The organism is Thermoleptolyngbya sp. PKUAC-SCTB121 (assembly GCF_016919485.1).
Taxonomy (GTDB): domain Bacteria; phylum Cyanobacteriota; class Cyanobacteriia; order Elainellales; family Elainellaceae; genus Thermoleptolyngbya; species Thermoleptolyngbya sichuanensis.
In genome coordinates, this window is record NZ_CP070366.1 from 3573594 (window position 1) to 3599511 (window position 25918).

14 protein-coding genes and 1 pseudogene are annotated in these 25918 nt (G+C 55.0%); 5 read left to right on the top strand and 10 right to left on the bottom strand.

What is annotated here, in order from left to right; genetic code table 11:
- The first annotated feature begins 365 nt into the window (after window positions 1-365).
- A complete protein-coding gene (locus JTM80_RS14745; RefSeq protein ID WP_205369693.1) occupies window positions 366-2522 on the top strand; it encodes a PAS domain S-box protein in 2157 nt (718 codons plus the stop codon).
- 748 nt (window positions 2523-3270) lie between these two features.
- Here the strand turns inward: JTM80_RS14745 and JTM80_RS14750 are convergent.
- Complete coding sequence (locus JTM80_RS14750) at window positions 3271-4584, bottom strand: NF041680 family putative transposase (RefSeq protein WP_205369514.1); 1314 nt, start codon at window positions 4582-4584, stop codon at window positions 3271-3273.
- Between the two features lie 84 nt (window positions 4585-4668).
- Between JTM80_RS14750 and JTM80_RS14755 the strand changes: the two are divergent.
- Window positions 4669-5424 (top strand): annotated as a pseudogene (locus tag JTM80_RS14755) (ISKra4 family transposase); the annotation flags it as partial.
- 334 nt (window positions 5425-5758) lie between these two features.
- On the opposite strand, the gene JTM80_RS14760 reads toward JTM80_RS14755, so the two are convergent.
- From JTM80_RS14760 to JTM80_RS14770, 3 genes are all read right to left on the bottom strand, one after another.
- Window positions 5759-6139, bottom strand: coding sequence for a phospholipid-binding protein (locus tag JTM80_RS14760; RefSeq protein ID WP_172357112.1), 381 nt, complete (start codon window positions 6137-6139; stop codon window positions 5759-5761).
- A gap of 415 nt (window positions 6140-6554) precedes the next feature.
- Window positions 6555-8477: a serine/threonine-protein kinase gene (locus JTM80_RS14765; protein ID WP_172357110.1), complete on the bottom strand. Its 1923-nt coding sequence runs from the start codon at window positions 8475-8477 to the stop codon at window positions 6555-6557.
- Window positions 8478-8531: 54 nt separating this feature from the next.
- Complete coding sequence (locus JTM80_RS14770; protein ID WP_172357108.1) at window positions 8532-10016, bottom strand: AAA family ATPase; 1485 nt, start codon at window positions 10014-10016, stop codon at window positions 8532-8534.
- 1549 nt (window positions 10017-11565) lie between these two features.
- Here JTM80_RS14770 and JTM80_RS14775 point away from each other — a divergent pair.
- The gene (locus JTM80_RS14775; RefSeq protein WP_172357106.1) at window positions 11566-13392 is read left to right on the top strand and encodes an ABC transporter ATP-binding protein; all 1827 of its coding nucleotides are present in this window, start codon (window positions 11566-11568) and stop codon (window positions 13390-13392) included.
- A gap of 294 nt (window positions 13393-13686) precedes the next feature.
- Window positions 13687-15009 (top strand): calcium-binding protein, encoded by a 1323-nt coding sequence (locus tag JTM80_RS14780; protein ID WP_205369695.1) that lies wholly within the window; start codon window positions 13687-13689, stop codon window positions 15007-15009.
- 364 nt (window positions 15010-15373) lie between these two features.
- Here JTM80_RS14780 and cobM read toward each other — a convergent pair whose 3' ends face one another.
- The 6 genes from cobM to JTM80_RS14810 form a co-directional block, all read right to left on the bottom strand.
- Window positions 15374-16237: a precorrin-4 C(11)-methyltransferase gene (cobM, locus tag JTM80_RS14785; RefSeq protein ID WP_172357102.1), complete on the bottom strand. Its 864-nt coding sequence runs from the start codon at window positions 16235-16237 to the stop codon at window positions 15374-15376.
- Between the two features lie 179 nt (window positions 16238-16416).
- Window positions 16417-16779 carry a hypothetical protein gene (locus tag JTM80_RS14790; RefSeq protein ID WP_172357100.1) on the bottom strand — a complete coding sequence of 121 codons (363 nt, stop codon included), beginning with the start codon at window positions 16777-16779 and terminating at the stop codon, window positions 16417-16419.
- A gap of 128 nt (window positions 16780-16907) precedes the next feature.
- Window positions 16908-17699 (bottom strand): PBS lyase, encoded by a 792-nt coding sequence (locus JTM80_RS14795; RefSeq protein WP_172357098.1) that lies wholly within the window; start codon window positions 17697-17699, stop codon window positions 16908-16910.
- A 77-nt stretch (window positions 17700-17776) separates the two neighbouring features.
- Complete coding sequence (locus JTM80_RS14800; protein WP_172357096.1) at window positions 17777-19225, bottom strand: DUF2252 domain-containing protein; 1449 nt, start codon at window positions 19223-19225, stop codon at window positions 17777-17779.
- A 133-nt stretch (window positions 19226-19358) separates the two neighbouring features.
- Window positions 19359-21860 carry an HAD-IC family P-type ATPase gene (locus tag JTM80_RS14805; RefSeq protein WP_172357094.1) on the bottom strand — a complete coding sequence of 834 codons (2502 nt, stop codon included), beginning with the start codon at window positions 21858-21860 and terminating at the stop codon, window positions 19359-19361.
- A 139-nt stretch (window positions 21861-21999) separates the two neighbouring features.
- On the bottom strand, window positions 22000-22878 hold the full coding sequence (locus JTM80_RS14810) for a YihY/virulence factor BrkB family protein (RefSeq protein ID WP_228721631.1): 879 nt from the start codon (window positions 22876-22878) through the stop codon (window positions 22000-22002).
- A 458-nt stretch (window positions 22879-23336) separates the two neighbouring features.
- On the opposite strand from JTM80_RS14810, the gene JTM80_RS14815 reads away from it, so the two are divergent.
- Entirely contained in the window at window positions 23337-25619 is a 2283-nt protein-coding gene (locus JTM80_RS14815; RefSeq protein WP_205369697.1) for an alpha/beta hydrolase, read from the top strand.
- The last annotated feature ends 299 nt before the right edge of the window (window positions 25620-25918 follow it).

Here is a 25918-nt window from a genome sequence, read left to right on the forward strand (position 1 = left end):
TTTCAACACCCAACATTGAACCCTTGCTGAAGGAGGGTTCGAAGAACGAAGAGGGAAGAACGAAGAGGGAAATGATTCGTTTGGCGATCGCCCACTCGCTCCCACAGCAGACCTCACAGTAGACCTCATAGCAAATCCTGAAGCAGGCTCACCAGTCGCCCTGCCGTCAACCTCCAGCTTCATCATGCCAGCCCAGCGACACCTGCTTTAATTCTCTTTTCCGAGGGTTATGATAGGCGAACCCCCCCCACCAGGGGATATCTCACCCCCGGCCCCAAAATCCAAAACCCAACCCCCCCTCCTGCCTTCATGGCAGTACCCTAGCGCCATCCCTCAGCCCCTCCAGACCTACCCTCATCCGTTCAATGCCCAAGAGTTTGCCACTCAGAAATCTGCTGATTTTGGCTTCGGTTGCCCAAATTATTGGAGTCGTGGGGCTGGTGGGTTACCTTTCGTTTCGCAACGGGCAAAAGGCGGTGAATGACCTGGCAAACCAGCTCCGGCAAGAACTGACCGCCCGCATCGAGCGAGAGCTACAGGGCTATTTTGCAGTACCCCACGAAATCAATCGGCTGAACGCCAGCGCCTTTTCCCTGGGCGATCTGGATGTCGAAAATGCGTCGCGGGGCGAGAGCCAGTTTTACCAGCAGATGAAGATTGCGCCGACGGTGGCGTTTGTCTATTGCGGTAGCGCCCAGACGGGGGAATTTTTTGGCGTGCTGCGATCGCCCCAGGATGGCTCTCTGCAACTGTCCTACGGCAATGCCTCCAATAACTTTTTGCGGGAATATTACAGCCTGGACGTGCGAGGCGAGCGCACCTACCGCCTGCGCCAGCTCGATCGGCCCTTCGACTCGCGCCAGCGCCCGTGGTACAAGGCCGCAGTGCTAGCAGAGCGGCCCACCTGGACAGATATCTACATTGCATTTACGACCGGATTACCCAACGTCACCGCCAGCCAGCCTGTATATGACAAAGCGGGGCGCAAGCTGATCGGCGTTTGCGCGACGGATGTGGTGCTGCCAGAAGAGTTTCGCATGTTTTTGCGGAATCTCCAGATCGGCAAAACGGGGCAGGCTTTCATCATGGATCGCAGCGGCAACCTGATTTCCAACTCCATCGACGAGCCGCTTATGCAGGGCGAAGGGCAGGATGCCAAGCTATTGCCCGCAACTGCAAGTAAGGATCGGCTGGTGCGCGAAACGGCAACTTACCTGACACGGCGGTTTGGCGGGTTTGATGCCAGCGCGATCGCCCAGCCCCAGCGGCTAGATTTTTCGCTCGATGGGCAGCGTCAGTTTCTTGAAGTGGTGCCGTTTCGCGATGGCTATGGGCTAGACTGGCTAATTGTTGTTGTCGTGCCAGAGTCAGACTTTATGGCGCAGATCGATGCCAACACACGCAACACCGCGCTGCTCTGTCTGGGGGCATTGGGGGCATCGATCCTGGGCAGCATCCTCACGGCTCGCTGGATCACCGGCCCGATCCTGCGCGTCACCCAGGCCACAGCGGGTATTGCCGAGGGCAACTGGGGACAGCCCGTTGAACCCATCGGCTCGATTACCGAAATTCAAACCCTGGCTAACACGTTTACCCGCATGAGCCACCAGCTCAAGGATTCCTTCGAGGCGCTGCGCCAGAGCGAAGCCACCAACCGCGCCATCGTCACGGCGATTCCCGACTTGCTGATGCGAGTCAGTGGGGATGGAACCTACATCGACATCGTGGGGGGCGATCGCCTGCTGCAAGTCTACGGCAATGAGCAGTTTGTGCCGGGTTCCAACGTGACGGATTCGCTGCCGAGGGCGATCGCCGAAACTCGCCTCAAGTATATTCAGCAGGCCCTTACGACCGGTCGCCTTCAGGTCTACGAACAGCAAATCGAGGTCAATGGCAAACGGCAGGATGAAGAAGTCCGTATCGCCGTCTTAGGACAAGATGAAGTGCTGATTATGGTGCGCGATATCACTGCTCGTAAACGAGTAGAAGAATCGCTTCGCATTGCCGAAGAAAAATATCGCAGCATTTATGAAAACGCCGTCGAGGGCATTTTTCAGTCCACAACCGATGGGCGATATATTAACGTCAACCCAGCCATGGCCCGCCTCTATGGGTATGATTCATCCGAAGATATGGTGAATTCAGTAAAAGACATTTCGACCCAAATCTATGTCCAGCCAGAGCGTCGCCAGGCCTTCAAAACAGCGCTAGAAATCACCGACCAGATTGAAGCGTTTACTTACCAGAGCTATCAAAAAGATGGGACGATGATCTGGGTGGAGGAAAGCACCAGAGCTGTGCGAGATCCGCAAGGAAACATCCTTTATTACGAAGGCATTGTGCAGGATATTACCGAGCGAAAGCGCTGGGAAGAAGAGATCCGCCGGCACCTAGAAGAACTGCAAATTGAAATCGATCAAAGCCGCCGCGCAACGGAAGTAGAAATGATAACCCGCAGCAACTATTTTCAGGAAATTCAGGAAGAAATCTCAGGCTTTGATTTGGATCAATTCTGGAGCTAGTAGCCCTATCCGCAGAGCTTGAAGTCCCTAAGTCGGTAGACATAATCACGTAACTAACCAACAGGATGCGTGAGGGGAGCATCCCACTTTCGCGAAAACAGTGCGAAGGGTGAGAATGGGAGGGTAGCCCCAGGGATGACTCACCATGACTTGGTTGCCTGACACAAGTCCCGAAAGCCCAGAAAATTCGTTGTCTTGGGATCGAAGCCCATAGCTCCTGAGTTGGAGCCGGAGGGCTTGGTCAGAGGAGCTTTTGGGCCAGCGTCCCCTACGAGAAATCAGGGGTTTCCAGAGATGTGTCAGGCAGTCAGCACCATGACACCTGAAGACCAAAAGCGATTGGAAGCTTGTACAGCAGAGATCGCCGAGATTTTGTATCGCAATAGCAACCGAGAGGGGCTCGATAGTCTAGAAGGCATCGAGCAGACTGTACGACGGCAAATGCTAGAGGAGGTGAGCCCTCGAGTTGCCCTTTTTTTGTCAACCAGAAAGCCTACCCCGCCCGAGGCCGGGTTCGCCGATTGAAGAGTTTGGTAGGGGTCCTTGAGATTCGTCAAAGTCAGGCAGAACGGTTAGGCGTAAAGGCTTACAGCCGTCTCAGTGGTGGCCTAGAGAAAGCCAACCTACGCTCAAGTCTTTAGTTTGGACTAACTGGCATCACAATAATGCTCAACAGGATGCCATAAAGAATCTGCTCAACCGTTCATAACAGTTGAACTTAAGGAATTGGATACAATCCTGCTCGCAGTTAAGCTGCTGTTGCAACCGGACTGTTCAGGGATTGTTCGGATGTCTTGCGTTTCGAGGCTCGTTTTTTGACCATCGGATAGCAGGGACGAGGAGTTGGCTTGTGCCCCTTGCCTCGTCCTGGCGATTTACCACGAGGTTTAGGCGCAGGAGCAGGGGTGCCAATCGCTGCCAAAATGCCTGCAAACGCTTGTGCGACCCGACCCGGAGTCAACGTTTCTTGCGGTGCCTGCCAGGGCAAGGGGTGGTCAGTACAGTCCTTTCGCGCTAACCACAACTGCCAACTGAGCAACGGCATCAGGCTGCTCCACTGTTCGGTTGCCGATACAGAACTGAACTGGGGATGTGTCCAATATAGCCTCTGCTTGGCAAAGCGATACCAGTGTTCAATGGCAAAGCGACGGAGGTAGTGCAACCACAGGGTTTCTAACGGAGGCATCTGCTCACCCAGCCAAACTAACCACAAAGGAGCCAAGCGTCGCGTGCTGCTCTGTGTCTCCAGCACCTCCACGCGCAACACTTCCATTGCCCGTTTGGGGGATTTGCGGAAATGGTATGCACTCCAACGACTGACCCGCACTCGTCCCCAGTTGGGATCATCGACTTCAACGGTTTCGACCGGGACACTCCAAGTGTCAGGGTCATTGAGTTTCATCTTATGTCCATGCTTGGCAGGTGCGCCTCGCCCTCGATACGCTGGGGGCGCGCCATAGACACATCGATTGGATGTAACCCGCAGCAGCAAGTCTGCCTCAATCCCTGCCGTTTGGTTGACAAAACTGGCATTGCCGTACCCTCGGTCGTAGATCGCCAACGGACGCACCGCTAACTGCCGAGTCACTTGTTTGAGTTGGAATGCCGCTTTACTGGCGGGTGTTTCAAAGCTGGTGATGCGCTCATGCCGCAATGGTAATGCCCAACTGCCCCTGTCTTCAGCAATCCAGGCTAAGGTACTGTAGTTTTGTCCGGCTATCGGGGCATGTCCTGTTCTGCCTGATAAGGTGCGGTCTTTCAAACGCCTGGCAGCAGGACGGTTCCACCGACTCGCATCACCTGCCAACAACGGTTGCTGCTGAGTCGGTATCTGCTGCACCAACAGCTTCAGCACCTTTGATCGGGGTAGGCGGCTATCGCGCAACGCTTCATAGGGGCTCGACCACTGGCGACGAAAGACAGGACTCTGCGATAGCCTCACAAACGACACGATGCACGCACTCACTAACACGGCATCCATCAGATCAAACAGGGCATCTCTGGCGTTTCCCAAGCTGGCATACAACGTTTGGCGAAATTGCTGAAGTTCGTTGAAAATCATGGGGTCAATGTTGGTTGTACTTCATTGACCTTACGGCAGTCGGTGCTTCTCATTGACTGCCTTCCTCTTCACCATTAGTCCAAACTAAAGTCAAGTGCCAACGAATCGTTTCAAGATGCAGAGGATGACATCGTAGCCCTGACCGGGATGCGGGTCGGGCACTCGACCCAACAACGTCTGGTGGGGCGTCAGTCGTTCGAGTCTGCCGAGGCTAAACAAGGCGTCAGTGAGGTCAGCATTGATGGCGGCAAAGTCCGTCTGCGTGACCTGCTAGAGTCCGATAGCCCGTGGCGAGACTACAAAGCGGTGCGGGTGGAGGGGATTTATTACAACGCCTTCTTCCAAGACAATGACAGCTTGATTGATTATCTCAGCGCTCAACGCTTGCTCTCCCCACTGGTCTGTCTGGGCGATGGTCACGCTGGGGTGTGGAATCTGTTTGCTCAACTCACCACCGTTGAGACCCGTTGGGAAATCCTCGATTGGTACCATCTCAAAGAAAACCTCTACAAAGTCGGTGGGTCGCTCAAGCGCTTAGCAGCGGCGGAAATGCTGTTATGGCAAGGTCAAGTGGAAGCCGCCAGGGCCCTCTTTGCCGACTGTCGGCGCAAGCAAGCCCGCAATTTTGAAGCCTATCTGAGCACCCATCGCTCTCGCATCGTGAATTATGGGTTCTACCAGGCTGAGCAACTCTGTTCTATTGGATCAGGAGCCGTAGAATCGGCTGTCAAACAGATTGGGCGACGCCTCCAAATTTCGGGTGCTCGCTGGAATACGGCCTCCGTTAATGCCATGTTGAGTCTGCGCTGTGCCTACCTCAATGGACAGCTCGCCAGTTGACTGTTTCATCGAAAGTGGGATGCTCCTATGCGTGAGCGCTAGCGCAGTGCATCGAAAGCCTCAAAGGGAGTACGTTACGGCTGCACCCACCAGCATCCTAGGGCGTGTTTTAAAACCCTTTGATCCCCCCTAGCCCCCCTTAACAAGGGGGGAACCGAGCCGAGCCACCCCGGAAGTCCCCCTTTTTAAGGAGGAGGATCGACTCAGAGCAATCAATGGCCTAGAAAGTTTTAAAACAGTGCCTAGTCATTCAGCCACCCAATTACAGCTATGTTCTACAATGCAGCCATCTGATTACGGCTATTTGCTTGGAACGACGGAATTGAGGTAAGCTCTAAGCACAGTTAGCTTGGGCAGTGCCTTGGTAAGCAGACTGTGGCACGATATCTACACCATGTATTTCAACATCCGTTGCACCAGAAACATTGAGAGAGGCACAGCGAATTTTCTGAAGCAAGTGCTGACTGGAAAGCTTACCCGAAAGCATCACCACGGTTCCTCGCTGGCGCACCGTTAGATGTTGTAACTCTTCGTAGCTAAACTGCTGTTCCAATGCTTGCGTGACGCGATTTGCAAGTCCGTTATAGTCATACTGACCATCGATTCCAACCCGCTCTGGTGGAATCGTTTTGAAGAGAGAATGAGTCGTGTCTTTGGCAGATGTATGGGTGTTCATTCCGGTAGATTCAACGAATGACAAAGCTCCTGAAATCATAAATGCACATCCTTTTTATGATTTTCAGCTAGCGAACTGGGGGCTAGCTACGTTTCTGCTGAATCTTCTCGTTAGATTCACTTAATCTGAAATTATGTGAAGCCTAACATAAAGCTAAAGCAGGTGTAACTATTGAGAATCCGTCAATTAGTCAGCTTTCTACGTGCAAACACTTAGACTGGATTCAAAAAATACAAAGCACAGATTAAGCAGTCCGGAAAATACGGTTAGCCTTGAGGGGTGAAACCCCTTAGTTCCCTCAAATATAACAATCTAAGATGCCTGCTACATCAGGGTTTTAGCCGATTCAGCCAGCTTCCTGAAAAATTCATCGTTTATTGATCCGGAAACACACAGCTACTGGCCTAGCTAAATGAGTCTTTCTACTCATTTTTACTCAGTGGTTGAAACTTGCTTAGGATACCTGCCAGAGCCTGATTGTGCCGTCTCGTCCAGCGCTGGCGAGACGCTTCTTGGACAAAAATGCGACGCTCTCCACCGCAGCCGTGTGTCCTGTGAGAGTCGCTTGCAGCGCCCCTGTTTCTAGATTCCAGATTTTAACCGTAGTGTCGTGGCTGGCGGTAGACAGCAGGCGGGCGGATGGGTTGCAAGAGAGGGCCGTAATCGGCAATAGATGGCCAGTCAGGTTGTAGCGCAGCCCGCCCGCGTGCAGGTTCCGCAGCTTAAGCGACATATCCCAACTGCCGCTGAGGACGCTGCTGCTTTGCGCCGTAGCCGACTCTGGCGGTAAGGCGATCGCACTCACTTGGGCCCCGTGCCCCGACAGGGTTCGCAGCAGTTCTCGCGTGCCAGTATGCCAAATTTTTACCGCGCCCTCTGCGCCACCGCTGACCAGAATCGGCTGCTGCGGGTGGAGGGCGATCGCCTCTACTGCTGCTTTGTGGCTGCTGAAGGTGGCGATCGCCTCGCCGGTGTGGGGCAGCCATTGGCGAATCGTTTTGTCGCGGCTGGCACTGTAGAGGGTGCTATCGGGAGCAAAGGCGATCGCCGTCACTACGTCCGTATGGCCCGCCAGCGTCCGCGTTAGTGTGCCGGACTGCCAATCCCAGAGCTTGATGGTGCGGTCAAAGCCGCCGCTGGCCAGCGCATCGCCCAAGGGACTCACCGCCACCGTCGTCACGACCACCCCTGGCTCCTCAAACATCCACAGCGCCTCGCCGCGATCGCAGTCCCACACCACCAGCCGCCCGTCATTGCCGCCGCTAAACAGCAGATCTCGACCAGGGAGGGGGGCGATCGCATTTACCCCCGCCCCTGCCTCCAGCGTCCCCACACAGCGCCAGTGGCTTTCGGGTTCGGGTTTCAGGCTGACCCTGGTTCCCGGATTGCCGACCCCCGATTCCTGATTCCGAATGCCAAGCACGTCCATCACCGCAGCGGCCGAAGAAAAGCGATCGCCCAAGCTCGTGGCCAGCATTTTGTCCAAAACCTGTGCCAGGGTGTCGCTGACAGTACCCGCTACCGACCGCCAGTGCCACAGCCCCCGCACGCCGTCAAATAGCTCAAACGGACTCAGCCCTGTCAAAAGCTGAATGCAGGTTACGCCCAAGCTGTATAAATCGCTGGCGTAGGTTGCATGGCCCATCAGTTGCTCTGGTGCGGCATACTCGGCGCTGCCCATGAGGGTTCCCGGGCGGGCCAGGGCGGATTGGGTGAGGCGTTTGGCTGCGCCAAAATCGACCAAAACGAGGGATTTTGGATTTTGGATTTTGGATTTTGGATTTTGGATTTTGGAGGGTTGCAGCCAGCCCGTTAGCTCTGGTGCGTCTGTTAGCGCCCAACTGGTGACATCGAGTTCTGCCTGCTGCCCGCCGCTGGGGGGCTGCCCTTTGCGAATCAGGTTTGTGGGCTTGATGTCTCGATGGATAATCTGGTGGTCGTGGAGAAATTGCAGGAGGGGCAAGATCTCAGCCAGCAGGGCGCGAATTTGGGATTCGTCGAAGCTGCCGTCCTGGGTCATTTCCTGAAACAGGCTGCGCCCTTCGACAAATTCCTGCACCAGAAATTGGGCATCTTCTCGCTCAAAGTAGGCGTAGAGATCGGGAATTTGCGGATGGCTGCTGAGTTCGTCGAGTCGCGCGGTTTCTTGTCGAAATCGTTCTTCGCCGGTTTGGTTTTGAAAGCGCTTGATAATGCAGCGGTTGTCGGTAATTTGGTGGGTATCTAGCCCCAAAAAGGTGCGGCTCGATTCGCCATTGCCCAGGGGTTGATAGGCTCGATAGCGATCGCCCAGCAGCAGCCGCGCCCCGCAGGTCTGACAAAAGCGATGGCTCTGGGGATTGGCGGGCTTGGGACAGCGGGGGTTGAGGCAATACATGGGGGCAATACCGCTTTTGGATTTTAGTATTGACGATTTTGGATTGCCAATCTGCTAAGACTCTTTCTGCACTTTGCGCCCCCGGCTGCGCGACCGCAGTGGCAGTGAGAGAGAATGTCCTCGCAGGGCGATCGCCCGCTGCAAGTGTTCGGTCAGGGGCGCATCCTTGGCAAGCTGAAGCTGGCGGGCAGTCTGGGCGATCGCCCGAATCTCGCCACCGGATACGGCAAGCTGCTTGGCCAGCGCCTCCCAGTCGATGGGGCTGCTTTGCGGAAACAGTTCTGTTTGCTGCCAAAGCTGCCAGCGCTGGGCCGCGTCGGGCATGGCAAACGAGAGAACCGGACGGAGCTGGCGTTGCCAGGGCAGGGCGATCGCCTCGGCGTGGGGCAGGCTGAATAGGGTCAGCGTTCCATCTTCTTGCCGGAGAGAGAGCAGGCGGGAGATTTCCGAAGGGGCGATCGCCGCTGACCGTCGCAGCCAAAGCTGGGCCGATTTCACCAGCAGCAGCGGCGGACGGGTAGACTCGATGTCTTGCAGCAGCAGAGGAAAGTCGGCCGGGTTGACCTGGGACAGATCGACCATTGCCAAGGGCTGCCCCAGCGTGTGGGCGATCGCCTCGGCAGCAAGGGTTTTGCCGACCCCTGAGGGCCCAGCCAGGACAGCGACGGGCCCGCTGGCGGTCGGGGAGACGGCAGCGGCGCTGGCCAGATCACAGAGCGATCGCAGCCGCCCGATCAGCGATTCTGGCAATACCAGCGCATCCCACGGCACGTCCGTCCGGCGGAGGGTCAAAAACGACTCGACGGCGGCAGGTTGCAGCAGGCGGTCCAGCACCGCCGCCTGGGGCTGTTCGTCTAGCAAAAAGCTGACCAGGGGAGCCACCAGCCGCAGCGATTGGTTGAGCAGGGTGTCGGTGTTGCGCGGGTGTCGCTCCAGTAGTCCCAACTTTAGCAGGGGTGCGTCATCCAGCAGGCGCGATCGCCCGACCCGCCATTCCTGGTCATTGCGACACAGCAGTTGCAGCGCCAGGTTCACCGTGGGCAGGTCAGACACGGCAGACTCTTCACCCTGCAAAAAGCGATATAGACGGGCGTAGCGGCGGTTCACCTCTGGGGCGATCGCCAACAAAACCACCTGCTTTTCAAACAGCGAAAGCTGGAGGCGATCGCACAACATCGGCAGCCCCAGCAAAACGCCGCGGGCCTCCGTCGCCCGGATGCGTCCTTCAAGCTGCTGCTGATAGCCGAGTCGGGGTGTGGTTACCGCTGTCGTCACAGGCGGCTGGCGATATTCGTCGTAGCAAATCTTGCCGTCCAGCGAAATCACGCCCTGCCACCAGTGGCTCGTCACTCGGTCTGCCCGCGACTGGGCCACCCGGTCGATTTCTTTGGCTTCCTTTTTTTGTCGCGCCACCGCCACCATCAACATCCGCTCTAGCCAGCCTAGCTCGGTTTTCAGATAGCTCCAGTTGTCGGCAAATCCGGCGGATGCTCCCGTGGGTGGCTCTGGTAATGACTCGGTAAGGGGTTCTGCGGACATGAGAAGTTTAATGGGTTAGGGATAATGACTCCGCAAGGCTGATGCGAAGAGGGTGGGGGTTGGAACATCAGGCGGGGTGCATCAGGTTGTAAAAGCGAGCGGTGCTAATCCAACGGATGGATGATCCGCCAACAGGCTTTCCTCAAAATCTCTTGCAATCTCTATCTCCTTCTTAATCTCCTTCAAAAGGAGGATTTTGATCCACAGGCTCTTTTTCCTGAACCTTCATCTTGTTTTGAGATTGTTTTGAGATTGTTTTGAGAAAGCGCTAGCTCAAGACGGAATCCAGGGTTCCAAGTGGCTCCACCCCCAAAACACTAACCTGTAGTATTCCCACTCAGAAACTGTCGTCAACCTTGAGGAATAATGAAGCGCGATCGCCCGATTAGATGAACCGCCGTGATCTGGGAAACTCAGTATGTTGACGGTATGAATCCGTGAAATTAATGGTAAGAATAGAAGATACGAGTCTTGTTTCTGAAGGACTGCTCAGTGACCTCAAGTAAGCAGTTCTACAGCAACACTAGAGGACGATTCAGTGACCAGCAAATGGGGAGTTTCTACCAGCGGTTCAATTTGTTTTGTGTCGATATCCGGTCTGTGTTGATATCCGGGCTGCGTCTGGTCTGTGCCGGTCTCAGGTTGGTGCATGTTGTCACTTGCTTTGTGCTCTCCGCTGCCCAGCTTCAGGTTCTACTCTGTTCCCTGTTTCACATCAACTAATCCTTAAAGACATCCTATGTTTGAAGTTGGTGCCCTGGTGCTCTGGCTTTCTTTGTTTACGGTTCTACCCTGCCTGACTAGCCATCAAAAACCGAGTCCGCCTCGCTAGGTCGCTGGGCGATCGCCCGATTCCGATGCATAACACGACGCATAGCACATGCATAGCACATGCGTAGCACATGCATAGACGGTTGACGCAGCATCGCTTTGGGTCTGCTCCCCGCTAGACAGGCTGTGCGGGGGCGATGACTGACTGCACCTGCAACCTGTTGTCCACTTGTCGTCTACAAGTCGCTTACAAGTCGTTTACAAATTGTCGTCTACAAAATTGTCCTACCGTCAGGAAGCTTCTCCCGGATTCTTGGCGCATCCGGAGTTTTCAGCGCAGCATTATGTATTTCGGGTACTAAATGTTCACTAGACATTATTTTGGGATAGCGATTTGAGGCAGACCTAGAGCAAACCCTAGGGCATGTTTTAAAACCCTTCGATCCCCCCTAGCCCCCCTTAAAAAAGGGGGGAACCGAGCCGAACCACTCCGGAAGTCCCCCCTTAATAAGGGGGATTTAGGGGGATCGACTCAAGGCAATCAACGACCTAGAAAATTTTAGGACACTGCCTAGGGCAGCGCGGGGTTCTAGGGTGTGCTGTTTTGGGTGGCTGACTCGCCAGTTGCCAACCGCGCCTCTAGCCAAACTCTTCAGCCAGTTGTATTACGCCGTGCTACAATCGTAATCTAACTGTGCAGAAGGGCGATCGCCCCTGAGTTTCTGATGAGACTCTTGGGCACATCTCCGTCTGCCGATCTGGGTGGAGGTCTCCCGCGATGGCGAGTTCACAGAGTTTTCGCAATATTCTGAATTACTACAGACGATACTGGGGCCTCTCGGTGTTTAGCATTACGGCCAGCAGCCTGTTTGAAGTGCTGGATCTGGCCGTCCCCTATGCCATTGGGCAACTGCTGAATGTGCTGTCGGGGCAGCCGCTGGACGGGCCGTTGCAGCGGTTTGTGGCGCAGGTTGGCACAATGGGCGATTGGGATGTGGGGCGATCGCTCTCGCTGGTGGTGCTGCTGGGCGTGATCTTTTTGGTGACGGTGGTTCGTGCGCCGATTCAGGCCTGGTTGGGGGTCTGGTTTCACTGGGACATCGCCCTGAGGTCGCGCCGCGATCACACAATTCGGGCGATCGCCAAAGTCCTTTCTTTGCCGCTGGAGTTCTATGACGAAAACAATCCGGGACGCATCTCTGGGCGAGTCGCGCGGGGGTTGGCAAACCATACCTGGACCTATCCCGAAATCGCGGGTCAGCTTATTCCCAAGATTGTTCGCGTGATTGGGATTTTTGGAGTCATCTTACTGATCGAGTGGCGCATCGCGATCCTGTTCCTGATTTCGTTTGTGCTGATTCTCGCCTTTCTGCTGCACAACCTGCGGCGGCTGATCAAAAAAGAGGAACGGCTCGATGAATACATGGAGAACACCGAAAGCCGCACTTCGGAAATCATCACTAACATCAAAACCGTGAAAGCCTTTGCGACGGAGGCAAACGAGCTAGAGCGGCAGCGACAGCGGATAGAACGCGAGTTTAAGGTGGTGGACTATCGGGTTCATAAGGGCTACGTCACCCTGTTTGCCTGGCAAAAGCTGGTGGTGGAGTCGTCGGTGTTTGTGGTGCTGGCGCTGACGCTGTGGGCGACGGTGCAGGGCAATATCTCGCTGGGTCATTTTGTGACGACGCTCACGGTGTCTAGCATGGCCTATGCAGAGTTGGAACCGATCTGCACCGTGGCGGAGGTGTTTGCCCGCCGCTATGCCTCGATGAATCGCTTTCATGAATTCATGCAGACCCCCGACGGGCAAGATTCCCATAACTTACTCGATACGCCCGCAGCGGTGCGCCATTATCAATTCACAGGTAAGGTTCATTTTGAAAACCTGAGTTTTGGCTATGAGCGCGATCGCCCGGTGCTACAAAACATCAATCTGCTGATCGAGCCGCGTCAGACGGTGGCGCTGGTGGGTCGTTCTGGTTCTGGCAAATCGACCTTAGTGAAGCTGCTGTTTCGCTATTTCGAGCCGCACAGTGGGCGCGTGTTGATTGATGGTCAGGACGTGCGATCGCTCGACATCACGGGCTATCGCAAGCGGCTGGCGATCGTTCACCAGGAGGTGGATGTGTTCAACGGCACGCTGATGGACAATCTGACCTATGGCAACCCCCGCGTGACGCAGGAGGCGATCGCCGAAGCTTGCCACATTGCCCGCGTGGACGAATTCGTGAAAATCCTGCCCCAGGGCTATCTCACCGTCGTCGGCGAGCGGGGCGTGCGGCTCTCTGGCGGTCAGCGACAGCGCCTCGGCATTGCCCGCGCCCTGCTGATGAACCCAGACGTGCTGGTGTTTGACGAAGCCACCTCCAGCCTGGACTACGAATCCGAGCGATCGATCCAGTTGGCGATGCAAAACATTCTGGGCACGCGCACGACGATCATCATCGCCCACCGCCTGAGTACGGTGCGGGAAGCGGATCAGATCGTGGTGCTAGATCAGGGTCAAATTGTGGAAGTGGGCAGTCATACGGAACTCCTCGCCCACGGCGGCATCTATCACCGCCTCCACGCTTTGCAGGAAACGGGTGAGCTAATGGCGTAATTGACCTGAACTGATTCAGTCGAGTATTGAGCAGGAATACGACCCAGAGGGGCAGCGCGTGTTTAGCTCTGCCCTTTTTTTAGAGCTTCAAATTTTAGGGCTTCAAAGATTCCGCAAAAGTGCCCGTTTGAATTGAAGAAGGTAGTGTTCGCCCAGAATGTTTAACCCAGAACGTGGGGTGCTGCCTGATGCGGGCGATCGCCCGATTCTAACGTTTCATTTCACACCCGGTGGATGCAGGAACCTACTCCCAAAATCCTGCGTCTCCGGTAGCCCATACAAGAGGTTCGATATATGAAGAAAAAAGCCAAGGGCGGAGGACGGCAGCGCAACCAGTCTTCTTTCTGGGGCGATGAGCGGTCGTGGGATCAGAGCGACTTCTTACCCACCTGGCTCGATCCAGCAGAGGTGGGCACAGCATCTGCCGGCATTCCCTTCGAGTTTGAAGCCGGCCCCGTATTCTTTGAAGTGTTTAACGACGGCGTACCCGACGGCACCGACTCGGTAGTGTTCACATTGTCGGAGGGCGACGGCCTGGGCTTTGCCAAATCGACCTACGTGTTTCGGGAACCTGCTGCGGGCAACCAGCTCTTCAGCATCCGTCTGGCAGAAGGGGCCGCATCGCAGGAAGTGACGATTATTCTGCTGGATGCGGGAGTGGTGCCGGTGCGGTTGGGCCAACAGGGCGATCGCTACGGGGGGTCTGCTGGCGACGACGCAATCTTTGCAGGCAAGGGCGACGACACGATAGATGGCAAAAGCGGCAGCGACACCCTGCGAGGACAGGAGGGGAATGACACTCTGCGCGGTCGTGGCGGCAATGACTCGCTGTTTGGTGAAGAGGGCAAAGATAACTTGCTGGGGGGCGCAGGCAACGACACCCTCAACGGCGGCGCAGGGAACGACACCCTCAACGGCGGCCCAGGCAACGACATCATAGACGGCATGGCGGGGCGAGATTTGCTGATCGGCGGCGACGGCAAGGATATCTTGCTGGGGGGCGCGGGCAACGACACGATTTATGGCGGCCTGGCCGACGGCGCAACGGAAGTCAACTTTGGCAATGACCAGGAACTCAGCGGCGGCGACGGCAACGACCTGATTTTTGGCGGCGAGGATGCCGACCTGATCTTTGGCGGCGACGGCAAGGATACGCTGTTTGGCGGCGGCGGCAACGACGAGATCTTTGGCGGCAATGGCAACGACCGCTTGGAGGGACAAGAGGGCGATGATACCCTCAGCGGCGGCGACGGCGACGACACGCTGCTGGGCAACGCGGGCAACGACTCGCTGACCGGCGGGCTGGGCAACGACAGCCTCAGCGGCGGCGAGGGAAATGACGTGCTATCCGGCAACAGCGGCAACGACACGCTGGCGGGTGGCGCGGGCGCAGACACCTTCTTGTTTTTCAGCTTTAACGGCGTGGCGACGATTCAAGATTTCTCTCGTGCCGAAGGCGATACAATCCAAATTTCCAAATTTGGCACCGGGGCGATGCTAACGAGCCAGTTTGCCTATAGCAGCGCCACTGGAGCGCTGACGTTTAACGGAACGCTGGTGATGCAGCTTCAGCCGGGGTTGACCTTTTCACCCAGCATCGACTTGGTGCTGTTCTAGGCGACCCGGCCTAGTGTCCATCCTTTCAAAGTATCGCTATGGACGAAATTGCGGAGGCCCAGCGGACGCTGACCGGCAATCCAAAATCGCAAATCCAAAATCCAAAATCAAAAATCATAAGCTCGCCTGTGAAGCATTTGCTACATCCGAGAAGGCTAAATTCTGACAGAAAAGAAAAGAGCAGACGGAGCGCACCGCCTGCCCTTCAGGATCACTACTGGTCTTTGAAAATAGTGTATTGGGTTTTCTGTGAAATTACGGAAAAGTTCAAAGTGCTTAAGTAAATATTCTGAGAATTGTTCTGAGAGTTCCTGAGCTTGCTCCTTTTCCCGCGACGCTCTACGAACCCTTTACGATAGCTGAACTATGGCTGGATCGCTTTCCTGGAGGGCGATCGCCGAAATAGGTGATCATGCTCTGGGTTATACAAGCGCGATCGCACGGATGTTTCGGAGCTTTCCTCAGAACCCCTTGCCGCCAGGGCCGGACTAATCACGTATAGCGTCGTGCGGATCAGGTCTTTTTCCTGCGTGGTTGCCGCCATCTGGCTGAGCGGCGTAAGCCAGATCTGCTCATCGGGCCAGCCCAGCCGAAAGCAAATCGCCACGGGCGTATCGGCGGCATAGTGTTCCATCAGTTGGGCCTGGGCGGCTTCTACATGGCGAGCACTGAGGTAGAGGCACAGGCTGGCTTTGTGCGCTGCCAGAGAAGCCAGATTTTCGGCATCGGGAACCTGGGTGCGCCCGCTGATCCGCGTCAGGATAATGGTTTGCACCAGGCCGGGCAGCGTCAGCTCTACCTTTAGCCGCGCCGCCGCCGCCTGAAACGCGCTAATGCCCGGAATCACTTCAAAGGGAATGTCCGCGGCTGCCAGCAGGTGCATTTGTTCGTGGATGGCGCTGTAGAGGCTGGGGTCGCCGGAATGCAGCCGCACGACCGATTGGTGCGATCGCACTCGCGCCACCATCAGCGGCAGAATATCCTCCAGCGTTTTGTTGGCCGTCCGCACAATCTCCGCATCGGGGCGGACGCAGCCCAACACCTGCTGCGGCACCAGCGAATCGGCCACCAAAATCACGTCCGCTTGGGCTAGCAGACGATAGGCCTTCAGCGTCAGCAGTTCTGGATCGCCGGGCCCCGCGCCCACGATATACACGGCTGGCTCCAGCGGTTCCGCTGTTCCAACTGCAAGATTTGCCCCGAAATCAGTGACCTGAAGACCCGTCATTGGCGATCGCCCCAAACGTGATTAGAAAACTAGGACGGATGCAGTTGGACGATTTTCCGTGGTGGATAATTTCTCGTGGGCTGCAGCCGCGAGAAATCGTCCAAAATCCAGAAAACCGATCGCAAGTGCGTCAGTCCTGAAAGCAAAGTGTAGCGAATATTTGCGAATATTTAGGGAATTCACAGCGTTTCCTGTTTGGGCGCGACCGAAACAAAATAGAGCGTCAGCCCCATACCCCACAGCACCATCACCGCAAGCATTGCCAGCATTTTGGTGGTTCGGGGAAAACGCCCCAGCAAGCCCCAGCCCACCAGCCAGCCAACGGGGATGCTGATGGGCCAGAGCCAGGTCATGAAAATCGCAATAGGCCAGATGGCATCATCGCTGATGCGGTTGATAATGCCTTTGCCGTACACCAGTTCTGCTACCAGCGCAAAAGCAGCGAATACTATTGCCCCTGGCAAGCCCATCCCAGGAATAAAGCCAAACACAGCCAGGGCGATCGCCACACCTGTCACTATTCCGAAAGCTTTCAGCGTCATACATTACGCCCGCGCATCGGTCGCGATTATAACCCAGGGGCGATCGCGCTGTTTCTACGAACGCTGTGATATTGACCCAACAGGACAGGGAATGGGCGATCGCCACAGGGTAAGAATCAACAGTTAGCTTACTTGCTCTTCTTTTTCGGCTTCTTCTGTGCAGTTTCAGCACCAAACCCCTTAGAAGGAGACGCAGGCAGCTTCGACGTTTTCACCCTTAGCCGGTCGGCATCAACCTGATGCCGACGCTCATACACTTCCGTTGGCGAGAGCAAGCCTAAGTGGCGTTGCACATCTAGCCAGTCTCCACAAATCGCAAAGTCCACCCATTTTGCGGCATAGGCCTGCTCGATGATGGGCGCAGACTCCTTGGCTTCTAAATCCAACAGGCTATTGACCAAAACCCCGTTCATTTCTGGGTTGTTGCTGGAATACCGCTCAAGCGGCGCTTCCAGAGCCGCCACACACGCTGCCCTCAGTTCCGGGTGGGTTTGACCCAGTTTGACCAAGATGCTAGCCGCTGTCCACCGGCAGTAGAGAGGATTCTTTGGATTTTCTAAAAAATCACGAGTTGGAGAGAGTGCTGCTGGACCAATCAGCGAAAAGACTTCGGGCATTTCTTCATTAAACCAGTCATTCCCCTCCATATCGCTGAAAACCGAGAGCAGCGGCTCAATAGCATCTTCGGCTTTGAGTTGTCCCAGCGCCCGCCATGCATGAACAGGTGCCCAACTCTCTGGTTTATCCGACTCAGCCCAATTTAACTCTTGGTCGATTGCCATTCGAGTCAATTCAGGAATATCCGCCTTCGTGAACCCATACTCTTGGGGGTAGTCTATCCATTTGTGATGTAATCGCAGGCGTTTTTCCCCAAGCTGAAGCAGTACATTGACGGGTGGAGAATAAGTTTCAGAAGTCATAACAGTTGGTGAAAAATAGTTGGTGAAAACAGGTTATAGATGTTGTAAATGATAAGTGCGGTATCGCATATTACTGCCTAAACACCCTCAGCAACGGGGATACGCCCCTGTCGCGCTGCCGCCACTAGCAGATCATAGTCTCGTTCCGTCTGGTCTGCATAGGCGTTGGCAAAAGGAACCAGCGCGTCATCCAGGGCGGCGCTCTTGCCCACGTAGCCCGCCAGCATCGCCACGTCGCCAGATTTGGCATGGGCCAGGGCCAGCGCCCAGCCGCACAGCACGCCGTAGTTGGGCAGGGCCGAGGGGGCAAACTTACCGGGTTCGATTTTGAGGGAACCTTTCATGTCGCGCAGTTGGCGGAGATAGTAATGAACGCCATCCAGCGTTCCCCATCCCAGAAAAATGTCTGGGGCACCCTGGATCAATCGCTGCCCAATCACAACGCGGTGTCCCTGATGATGATCTGGCAGGCGATGCCGACAGAGCGGGTCTTGATTCACTGGGTCTACGTAGGGTGCTAGAACCGAGGGCTGGGCCTCTTTGATTTGCAGAAACAGGGGATCATTGTCGCCTGTGCCTTCCAGATAAATGACTGAACATCGAGTCCCAACGCTGCCAACTCCCACCACCTTGCGGGCCCCGTCCACAATTCGATATCGAGACAGCAAGAAACGGCGATCGCCACTCAGGGAGGTCAGATAGTCCTGCATGAGGAGCGCGATCGCGTCTACGGGCGATCGCCCGCTGCTGGTCGTTTCCAAGCGCACGATCAAAGGCGGCGACTCCACAATATGGCGCTGGTCATCAATCAAGTCTGTTATCTTATCTAGTGTCTGCAAGTTAGTTCTTTCACGCGCCATAGTCAACAGGCGATCGGTTTTTTGGCGTAGCTCATCAGGCAACTTCTGAAGTAGCTCATCTTCAGAAATCGTTTCGTACCACAGTTCCAGATGCCCCATTTCGGCATAAATCTGCAAATTTTGCCGATAGGACTGCACGACTGCCCGCACTGCTTCTTCACACAGCGTTGAACTGGCTCCCAGCGTCCTTCCCGCCACCACAAAGCTGGCCACCAGCCGCTTCAAATCCCATTCCCAAGCCCCCGGATACGTTTCATCAAAATCGTTAATGCCAAAGATCAAGTTGCGTTCTGCCGAGGCAAATACGCCAAAGTTAGACAGGTGCATATCCCCGCAGGCTTGAACCATCAAGCCCGTTGTTGGCGCTGGGGCAATATCTCGAATCATGATTGCCGCCGCTCCTCGCAAAAACGCAAAGGGAGAAGCCAGCATTCGCCCGTAGCGAATCGGCACCAGGTCAGATAAGCGAGTTTTCGCCTGGGCTTCCAGAATTGCGATCGGGTCTTCACGTAGGTCGGCGGGGCTATAACTGCCGTGATCCGAACGCTTGAGGACTTGACGCAGAGCTTTGCCCTCCGCCCGACGTTCTGCCACAGAGCGACTTTCAGTGGAGAACAGCAGCGCTGCTGGATCGACCGAAAGATTTGCAGAGGATGAAAACGGCATTTTCCTTTTTGCCTATAAAAAGTCTTTACTCAAAAAGCGTCGGATTGACCTGACCGCCAGTCTGTCCACCCCAATAATTTATGAGAGCAGCCTATTAGAACCGCCTATTAGAGCAGCCCATTAGAACAGCCTATCAAAACGGAATCAGCCCCAAAAAGCGCTCCATCAGCTTGCGTCGCCAGATAAAGCGCAGCAGCAGCGCCCACACAATAGCAGCCAGCCCAATGCCGATATACTCCTGTGGTTCCAGAGGAGCTAATTCAAAAAAGCGTTGCAGCGGCGGGATTGTAATAATCGCAATGTAAATTAACAGCACTAACCCTGCCAGAATCGTATAGCGCCAGTCTCGACTCAGCGGCTCTCCGCCCGCCCAACTCGGCGTTGGCGGCTTTAGGAAAGGCAGCAACAGCAGCCCGCCCAGGACCTGCATTGTCACCATTGCGGATTCTGCAATTTGCTGAGCTTGGCTGATTTGTGCGCGATTGATTTGCTGTGCCAACTCTTCTAGCGAAATTGCGCCGCTCAACCAGTCCATCAATGGGCCGACGTTTTCTGCCAAAAAGTAGAGATAGACCAAAATACTCGCCAAAGAGAGGGTGAGCGCGGCAGGCACGACAAAATGACGGAAGGATTCCCACAGCGACACTTTGGGTCGGGTGGGGCGGGCCCAGAGCGTTACAAAAAAGGGCGGCAGGCCCACTGTCAGGAACGTGACAATTGTGCTGGCCTTGATGCTGAAGGGAAACGACAGCGTAATCATGCCGATGGCCACGATCGCCAAGATAAACGAAAAGATCCGAACCATAAACAGCTTGCTGATGTCCACCACTCCGTTGCGGATGCGCCGCCCTTCCGTGAAGATTTTGGGCAAAGCGCTGAAGGTGTCGTTGAGCAGCACAATATCGGCGACGCTGCGGGTGGCCTGGCTGCCGCTTTCCATTGCAACGCCGACGTTGGATTGCTTAAGCGACAGCACATCATTCACCCCATCACCCATCATGGCGACATAGTGCCCGCGAGACTGGAGGCTCTGCACCAGACGCGCCTTTTGCTCTGGGGTAATGCGCCCAAAAATCGTGCTTTCTTCGGCGGTTTGAGTGAATGCTGCATCGTCCATTTCTGCCAGATCCTGACCAGATACGGCGATGATGTCCTCGCTCAAGCCTGCCTGTTTGGCTAGGGCTGCCACCGTGACCGGGTTATCCCCTGAAATGACCTTGACCTGGATGCCTGCCTGACGAAACTCTGCCAGGGTTTTCTCGGCATCTGATCGCAGTTCATCCCCGAAGAATAGCAGCGCCATCGGTTTGAGGTCTGGCGGCAAGACGGGAGTATCTGACGCATCTGACCAGTCGGGAAGCGTGGAACTGTGGGCAAAGAGCAGCACCCGCAATCCCTGGTCTGCGCCTTCTTGAATGCGCGTGAGCAGATCTTCCGACAGAGACATCGCCAGTGCCAGCACCTCTGGCGCACCTAGAACGTATACACCAGGCTGATCTGCGAAGGCGATCGCACTCCATTTATAGACCGAAGAAAACGGGATTTCTTGTTTGACAGAACGCGGCGATCGGGGCAGAAACGCGGCGATCGCATCATTCGTTTTATTACTCGCAGTGGCGCTCGCGGCATATTCTCCCAGGCGTTCTTCTAATGCAGCGCGATCGGTGTCAATGGGTTCGAGCGATCGCAGGTTAATTCGATTCGCCGTTAGAGTCCCTGTCTTGTCCAAACACATGACATCTACGTTACTCAGAGACTCTACGGCGTTGGACTGCTGTACGAGCGCACTCTGTTCCGCAATGCGGACTGCGCCCAGCGCGTAGGCCAGGGTAATCATGAAGTATAAGCCAATCGGCACCAGCCCCACCAGCACCGCCAAGTTTTGTACGCCCGCTGTAATGGAAGTAACGCCCAGCAGCATTCGCAGGAACGTTACCAATCCCAGCACGATCGCCACACCCAGCAACAGGCGAATAATCAGATTAATTCGGCGTTGCAGCGGGGTGAGGACTTTCCGAAATCGACGTGCCTCTGCGGTCATCTTGCTCGACAGGCTGGCGGCTCCCACCTTTTCGGCTTCGTAGTAAGAAGACCCGCTGACGCAAAAGCTGCCAGAATACACTGGGTCGCCGGGCCGCTTGAGGATGTGATCCGATTCGCCCGTCAGCAGGGATTCGTCTACTTTAATGTCGCCTTTAATGTCGCCGTCGCCCACCATCACGCCATCCACCACCACCTGGTCGCCCGGCCCAATTGCCAGAATATCGCCCACCACAATCTCTGCTAGGTCAATCTCCTGCGATCGCCCGTCTCGAATCACCGTTGCCGAAGGGCGCGTCAGCAGCGCAATCTTGTCTAGCTTTTGCTTGGCGCGAATTTCTTGAACAATGTTGATAACAACGTTAAGCAACACCACAAAGGCAATCACCACCACATCGCTAGCCCGCCCCAGGGCAATTAGCACCAGGCTCAGGAACAGATACACGCTGTTAATAAAAGTGAACAAGTTATCACGCAAGATATCCCAATAGGTGCGGCTAGTTTGCACTGGAATATCGTTTCCCTGCCCAGCAGCGCAACGGGCAAGAACCTCGGATTGGCTGAGACCCTGGAGGGCAGAAGGTGTCGAAGACATAGGCTTAGCTGAGATTTTGGATTTTAGATTTTGGGTTTGGAGGTGCGTTGAGGTAGGTAGATATCGAGGTAGGTAGATATCATTAATTTGAAAATATTAACCCCAAGGGTGATGCTGAGGGCGTTTTGAACATAACGTTCTAAATTTCTAAAGAGCGGCTGCGGCGACTGCCGAATAAATGGGCATAGACATAGGTAAACTCGCAGCCAAAGAAGAAAATCTGAACGGTCAAGAAAATCCACAGCATCAGGATCATCACGCTACCGATCACGCCGTAGGAGAGAAACCGCCCGCCAATTGAGATGACGCTATTGCCTACAAGCTGCTGTAATGCAAAGAGTGCAACGGCAGTTAGCAGCGCTCCCAGCCAGACATCTCGCCATTGGATGCCTACGCTGGGTAGGATTTTGAATAAAATACAAATGGCGATTGCCAATATTAAAAACGACACTCCTGTTTGCAAACCTCGATCCAGCGAGATATCGTCAAACTGAGTGACTTCAAAGTTTCCCTGGAGCATATTGACCAGATTCAAAAAAATCCGAATCACAATGTTGGACACTAGCAAAACCAGCAGCAGCAGTGCCGTTCCCAGCACCATTAAAAATGCAAATAGTCGATTTTTAATAAAAAATAGCACTGAATCCACTAGACCCTGCCCGCTGGAGCCTGGATCGGCCGATCGCCAGATGTAGTTTACCGAATAGCGCAACACCCCAAACACGCTGCTCGACGCAAAAAGCAAGATCCCAAAGCCCACCAGTCCCGCGCCGACGCTGTTCTCATTCATTGTGACGATGGTTCCCTTAACCAGCTCGTGCGCTTCGGGCGGCAGAGCCCGCGCCAACCCTGTGGCGATCGCCCGAAACGCCTCTGTATCTGGCCCGATTAAGGAACTAATGATACTCAGCATCACCAGCAGCAGGGGAAACATAGCAAACAGCGCGTGATAGGACAAAGCCGCCGCCATCCCTGGACAATTGTCCTGACTCCAGCGCAGACCCGATTGAATAAACAATTGAACTAACCTCGACGGTAGGATGGTTGATCGAACGTATTCAATGAATCGCATAGGACTGCTTAGATCTGGACTCTCTGGCTAGATAGTGATCTCGCTTATTGCCACAGTGCTGTGGCGCGAATTGGTCTTGAGCAGACTACTTGAGCAGATTACTTCGAGCAAACTACTTTGAGCAGATTACTTCGAGCAAACTACTTTGAGCAGACTAGATATGAGACAAGCTGATAACAATTCATATAACTTAGGGGATTTTAGACCTCTATTCACAGGATTTGCAATTTTGCCGCTCTCCCTCATCCTCCACGGGGAAATGCTGTAAGCTATTGCAGAAGCCGGGCGCAAGCGGCGCAAGCGGTCAAGATCGAACCCTACTGCGTCCATCCTGGCTATCCCTCCCAAAATCGCAACCACCGATGGCTTCCTTGTCTCAACTATCCATCCCTCGAATATCTGCCATGCAGCAATTCGCCACTCGACTAGTTGAGCGGCGGTTCCAATCGCTCTCTGTAGGTTTCTTATCGACCTGCGCTGCACTGGGCATTGGCGTTTGGGGTAATCTGCTGGGAGCATCGCCAGCCCTCAGCGCAGAACGGCTCACGACCTACGTAGGGCCCCTCCAACTCTCGATCTCCGTCGATGCGCTCGAAACCTATGCCCAAACGGGGCAAGCATCGGGCAATCTAAGGCTATTTCTGGGCTTTTTGGATGCCGATTCTCAAGCGCAACTGCGGCGACTGCTCCAGCACGAAATGAAAGCCGATGTCGCGCTCGTTTCGCGTGTTCTTAACATTCCAATGGCGGAGCAGGTGTTGCAGAGCATCGGCAAGACCCTGCAAACCGATTCGGGACTGAATGGATTTCGCGCAGTGCGCTCGGCGCTTATCCTCTCCGCCGCCAACCACCCAGACGGTTGGACTTGGATTGACTGGATGCGGCAGTATCCTACTCCAGATATCCGAATCGATCTGAGTTCGCTAATGGCGCTTCTGCAAGATTTGAAAACCGTTGTTCTGTATCAGGATGCAGCCGCTCAAGTGGTAATGGATGTTTCCAATCAGGAAGCCGCTGCTGACCCGGAGTTTGCCTATGATCAGCTACCAGACCTGAGCCAGCCCGGCCCCTATGCGTTTCGGCGGGAACAGTTGACGTTTGACATCCAAGCCACTCGCACCACGCTCGATGGTTTCTCTGGACGCTACACCATGCGGGTAGATGTCTACATTCCAGAGAACGCCCCAGCGCCCGCGCCGCTGGTCATTTATACCCACGGCTGGGGTGGTCGTCTCAGCGATGGCATGGTGGATGGCGAACACCTGGCCTCCTATGGATTCGCCGTTGCAGTGCCCGAACACATTGGCACCACAGACACCTATCGCAGTCTGTTTCTGGCGGGTGGGCTGGGCGACCTGACGAGTCCGACGGAGTATGTGAGTCGGCAGCAAGACATCATCTTCCTGCTGGACGAGTTAGAAAAGCTCGATGCGACCGATCCCCAGTGGCAGGGGCGAATTGACGTGCAGCGGGTCGGCATTATTGGTCAATCTCTGGGTGCAATGACCGTTTTGGGAGCGGCAGGGGCCAGCTTCGACCCGGCTCAGCTTGTGCCGCGCTGTGCAGAGGGGTTAACCCAGATCAATCCATCGTTTCTGCTGCAATGCCACGCTCGCTTCTTGCCGCCGACCCTCTACGACTTTACAGACCCCCGCATTCGTGCTGGGATTGCTCAATATCCGATGGGGGCAACGCTGTACGGACAATCAGGAGTTGGCAATGTGCAAATTCCGATGCTGATTCTGGCTGGGACTCGCGATATCTTAGCACCATCGGTGTATGAGCAAATTCCGATGTTTGCCTGGATGGATGCCCCTGATCAGTATTTGGGACTCATGGTGCCCGGAACCCACTTTTCCACCAGCCCGCCCCAAAATGAAGAACTGGTTCCTGCGCGGATTCGGGGGCCGGCTTGGGCGATCGGGCGTTCCTACATCCGCAACCTCAGCGTTGCGTTTTTCAAAATCTATTTGAGCGATCGCCCCGAATCGTCTGAATATCTTCCGTACCTAACCGCCTCCTTTGGACAAGTGCTGACCCAGCGGGCGGCGGCCTTCAGCAGCGACGAAAATCGGCTTTATCTGATTAAATCTTTATCCCCGGCGCAGTTGGCCGCTGCCTACGGAGGTCAAATTCCGGGGGGCGTTCGCCCTCTTGCATCTCGTTCTTCACCCGTCGCCGCCAGTCGTTCCGTGCTAGACGATCTAGACGCAACGGGCGTTCTGAGAATTGGGATTCGCTCTGAGGTGGCTCCGCTGGGTTACGTTAATCCACAGTCAGAGTGGACGGGCTTTTGCTTTGACATGGCCAGGCAACTGGCTGACTATATTACGACGACGGAATCAAGGTCGGTGGCGCTGGTGGTGCTGCCGTCCAATGCAGACAATCGCTTTGACCTGGTTCGGACTGGATCTGTCCATCTGGAATGTGGCCCCAACCCGATCCACACCACGGTCAACGGAATTGTCTTCTCGGAACCTTTTTACGCTACGGGCAACTTTGGGCTAGTACCCAATGAATCTCTGGAATGCAGTTTCTATGGTCTGGCTCTGCCCGATGGCGATCGCCCTTGGCGCTCCTTGGTCAATCGCTATCTGCGCTCGGAACCTGCTCGATTGCAGCGTCGAGAGTATGCCAGGAACTTTGATACCGATAATCTATTTAACCTGGAAACCTGCTTTCGCTGAGTCCTATAAAATGGCGATCGCCTTCAAATTTCGGCGTTTCGGGCTGTTAGGAATAAGATAAAAGCAGCATCTCCTAACCAAGCTGAAGTCGTGGCGCTAGTACACTTGAACTGCTTTTGCGTCTCAGATTTGAGTGCCCTAAGTTCTGACAATTTTGACACCCATTTGACACCTATCAGAGCGATTTTGGAGTTGTCATTTGCCTGGATCTCAATTCCTCCCTGAAAGGTGAGATATTTTTGCACGCTTTCTTTAGAAATAAGCTATTCTAAGTAAGCTATTCTGTTGAGGCTCTGGTC

Excerpts from the sequence above, each read along its gene's own strand:
- JTM80_RS14745 (WP_205369693.1), top strand. The coding sequence starts at position 366 with ATGCCCAAGAGTTTGCCACTCAGAAATCTGCTGATTTTGGCTTCGGTT.
- JTM80_RS14750 (WP_205369514.1), bottom strand. The coding sequence starts at position 4,584 with ATGATTTTCAACGAACTTCAGCAATTTCGCCAAACGTTGTATGCCAGC.
- JTM80_RS14760 (WP_172357112.1), bottom strand. The coding sequence starts at position 6,139 with ATGATTTCAGGAGCTTTGTCATTCGTTGAATCTACCGGAATGAACACC.
- JTM80_RS14765 (WP_172357110.1), bottom strand. The coding sequence starts at position 8,477 with ATGTATTGCCTCAACCCCCGCTGTCCCAAGCCCGCCAATCCCCAGAGC.
- JTM80_RS14770 (WP_172357108.1), bottom strand. The coding sequence starts at position 10,016 with ATGTCCGCAGAACCCCTTACCGAGTCATTACCAGAGCCACCCACGGGA.
- JTM80_RS14775 (WP_172357106.1), top strand. The coding sequence starts at position 11,566 with ATGGCGAGTTCACAGAGTTTTCGCAATATTCTGAATTACTACAGACGA.
- JTM80_RS14780 (WP_205369695.1), top strand. The coding sequence starts at position 13,687 with ATGAAGAAAAAAGCCAAGGGCGGAGGACGGCAGCGCAACCAGTCTTCT.
- cobM (WP_172357102.1), bottom strand. The coding sequence starts at position 16,237 with ATGACGGGTCTTCAGGTCACTGATTTCGGGGCAAATCTTGCAGTTGGA.
- JTM80_RS14790 (WP_172357100.1), bottom strand. The coding sequence starts at position 16,779 with ATGACGCTGAAAGCTTTCGGAATAGTGACAGGTGTGGCGATCGCCCTG.
- JTM80_RS14795 (WP_172357098.1), bottom strand. The coding sequence starts at position 17,699 with ATGACTTCTGAAACTTATTCTCCACCCGTCAATGTACTGCTTCAGCTT.
- JTM80_RS14800 (WP_172357096.1), bottom strand. The coding sequence starts at position 19,225 with ATGCCGTTTTCATCCTCTGCAAATCTTTCGGTCGATCCAGCAGCGCTG.
- JTM80_RS14805 (WP_172357094.1), bottom strand. The coding sequence starts at position 21,860 with ATGTCTTCGACACCTTCTGCCCTCCAGGGTCTCAGCCAATCCGAGGTT.
- JTM80_RS14815 (WP_205369697.1), top strand. The coding sequence starts at position 23,337 with ATGCAGCAATTCGCCACTCGACTAGTTGAGCGGCGGTTCCAATCGCTC.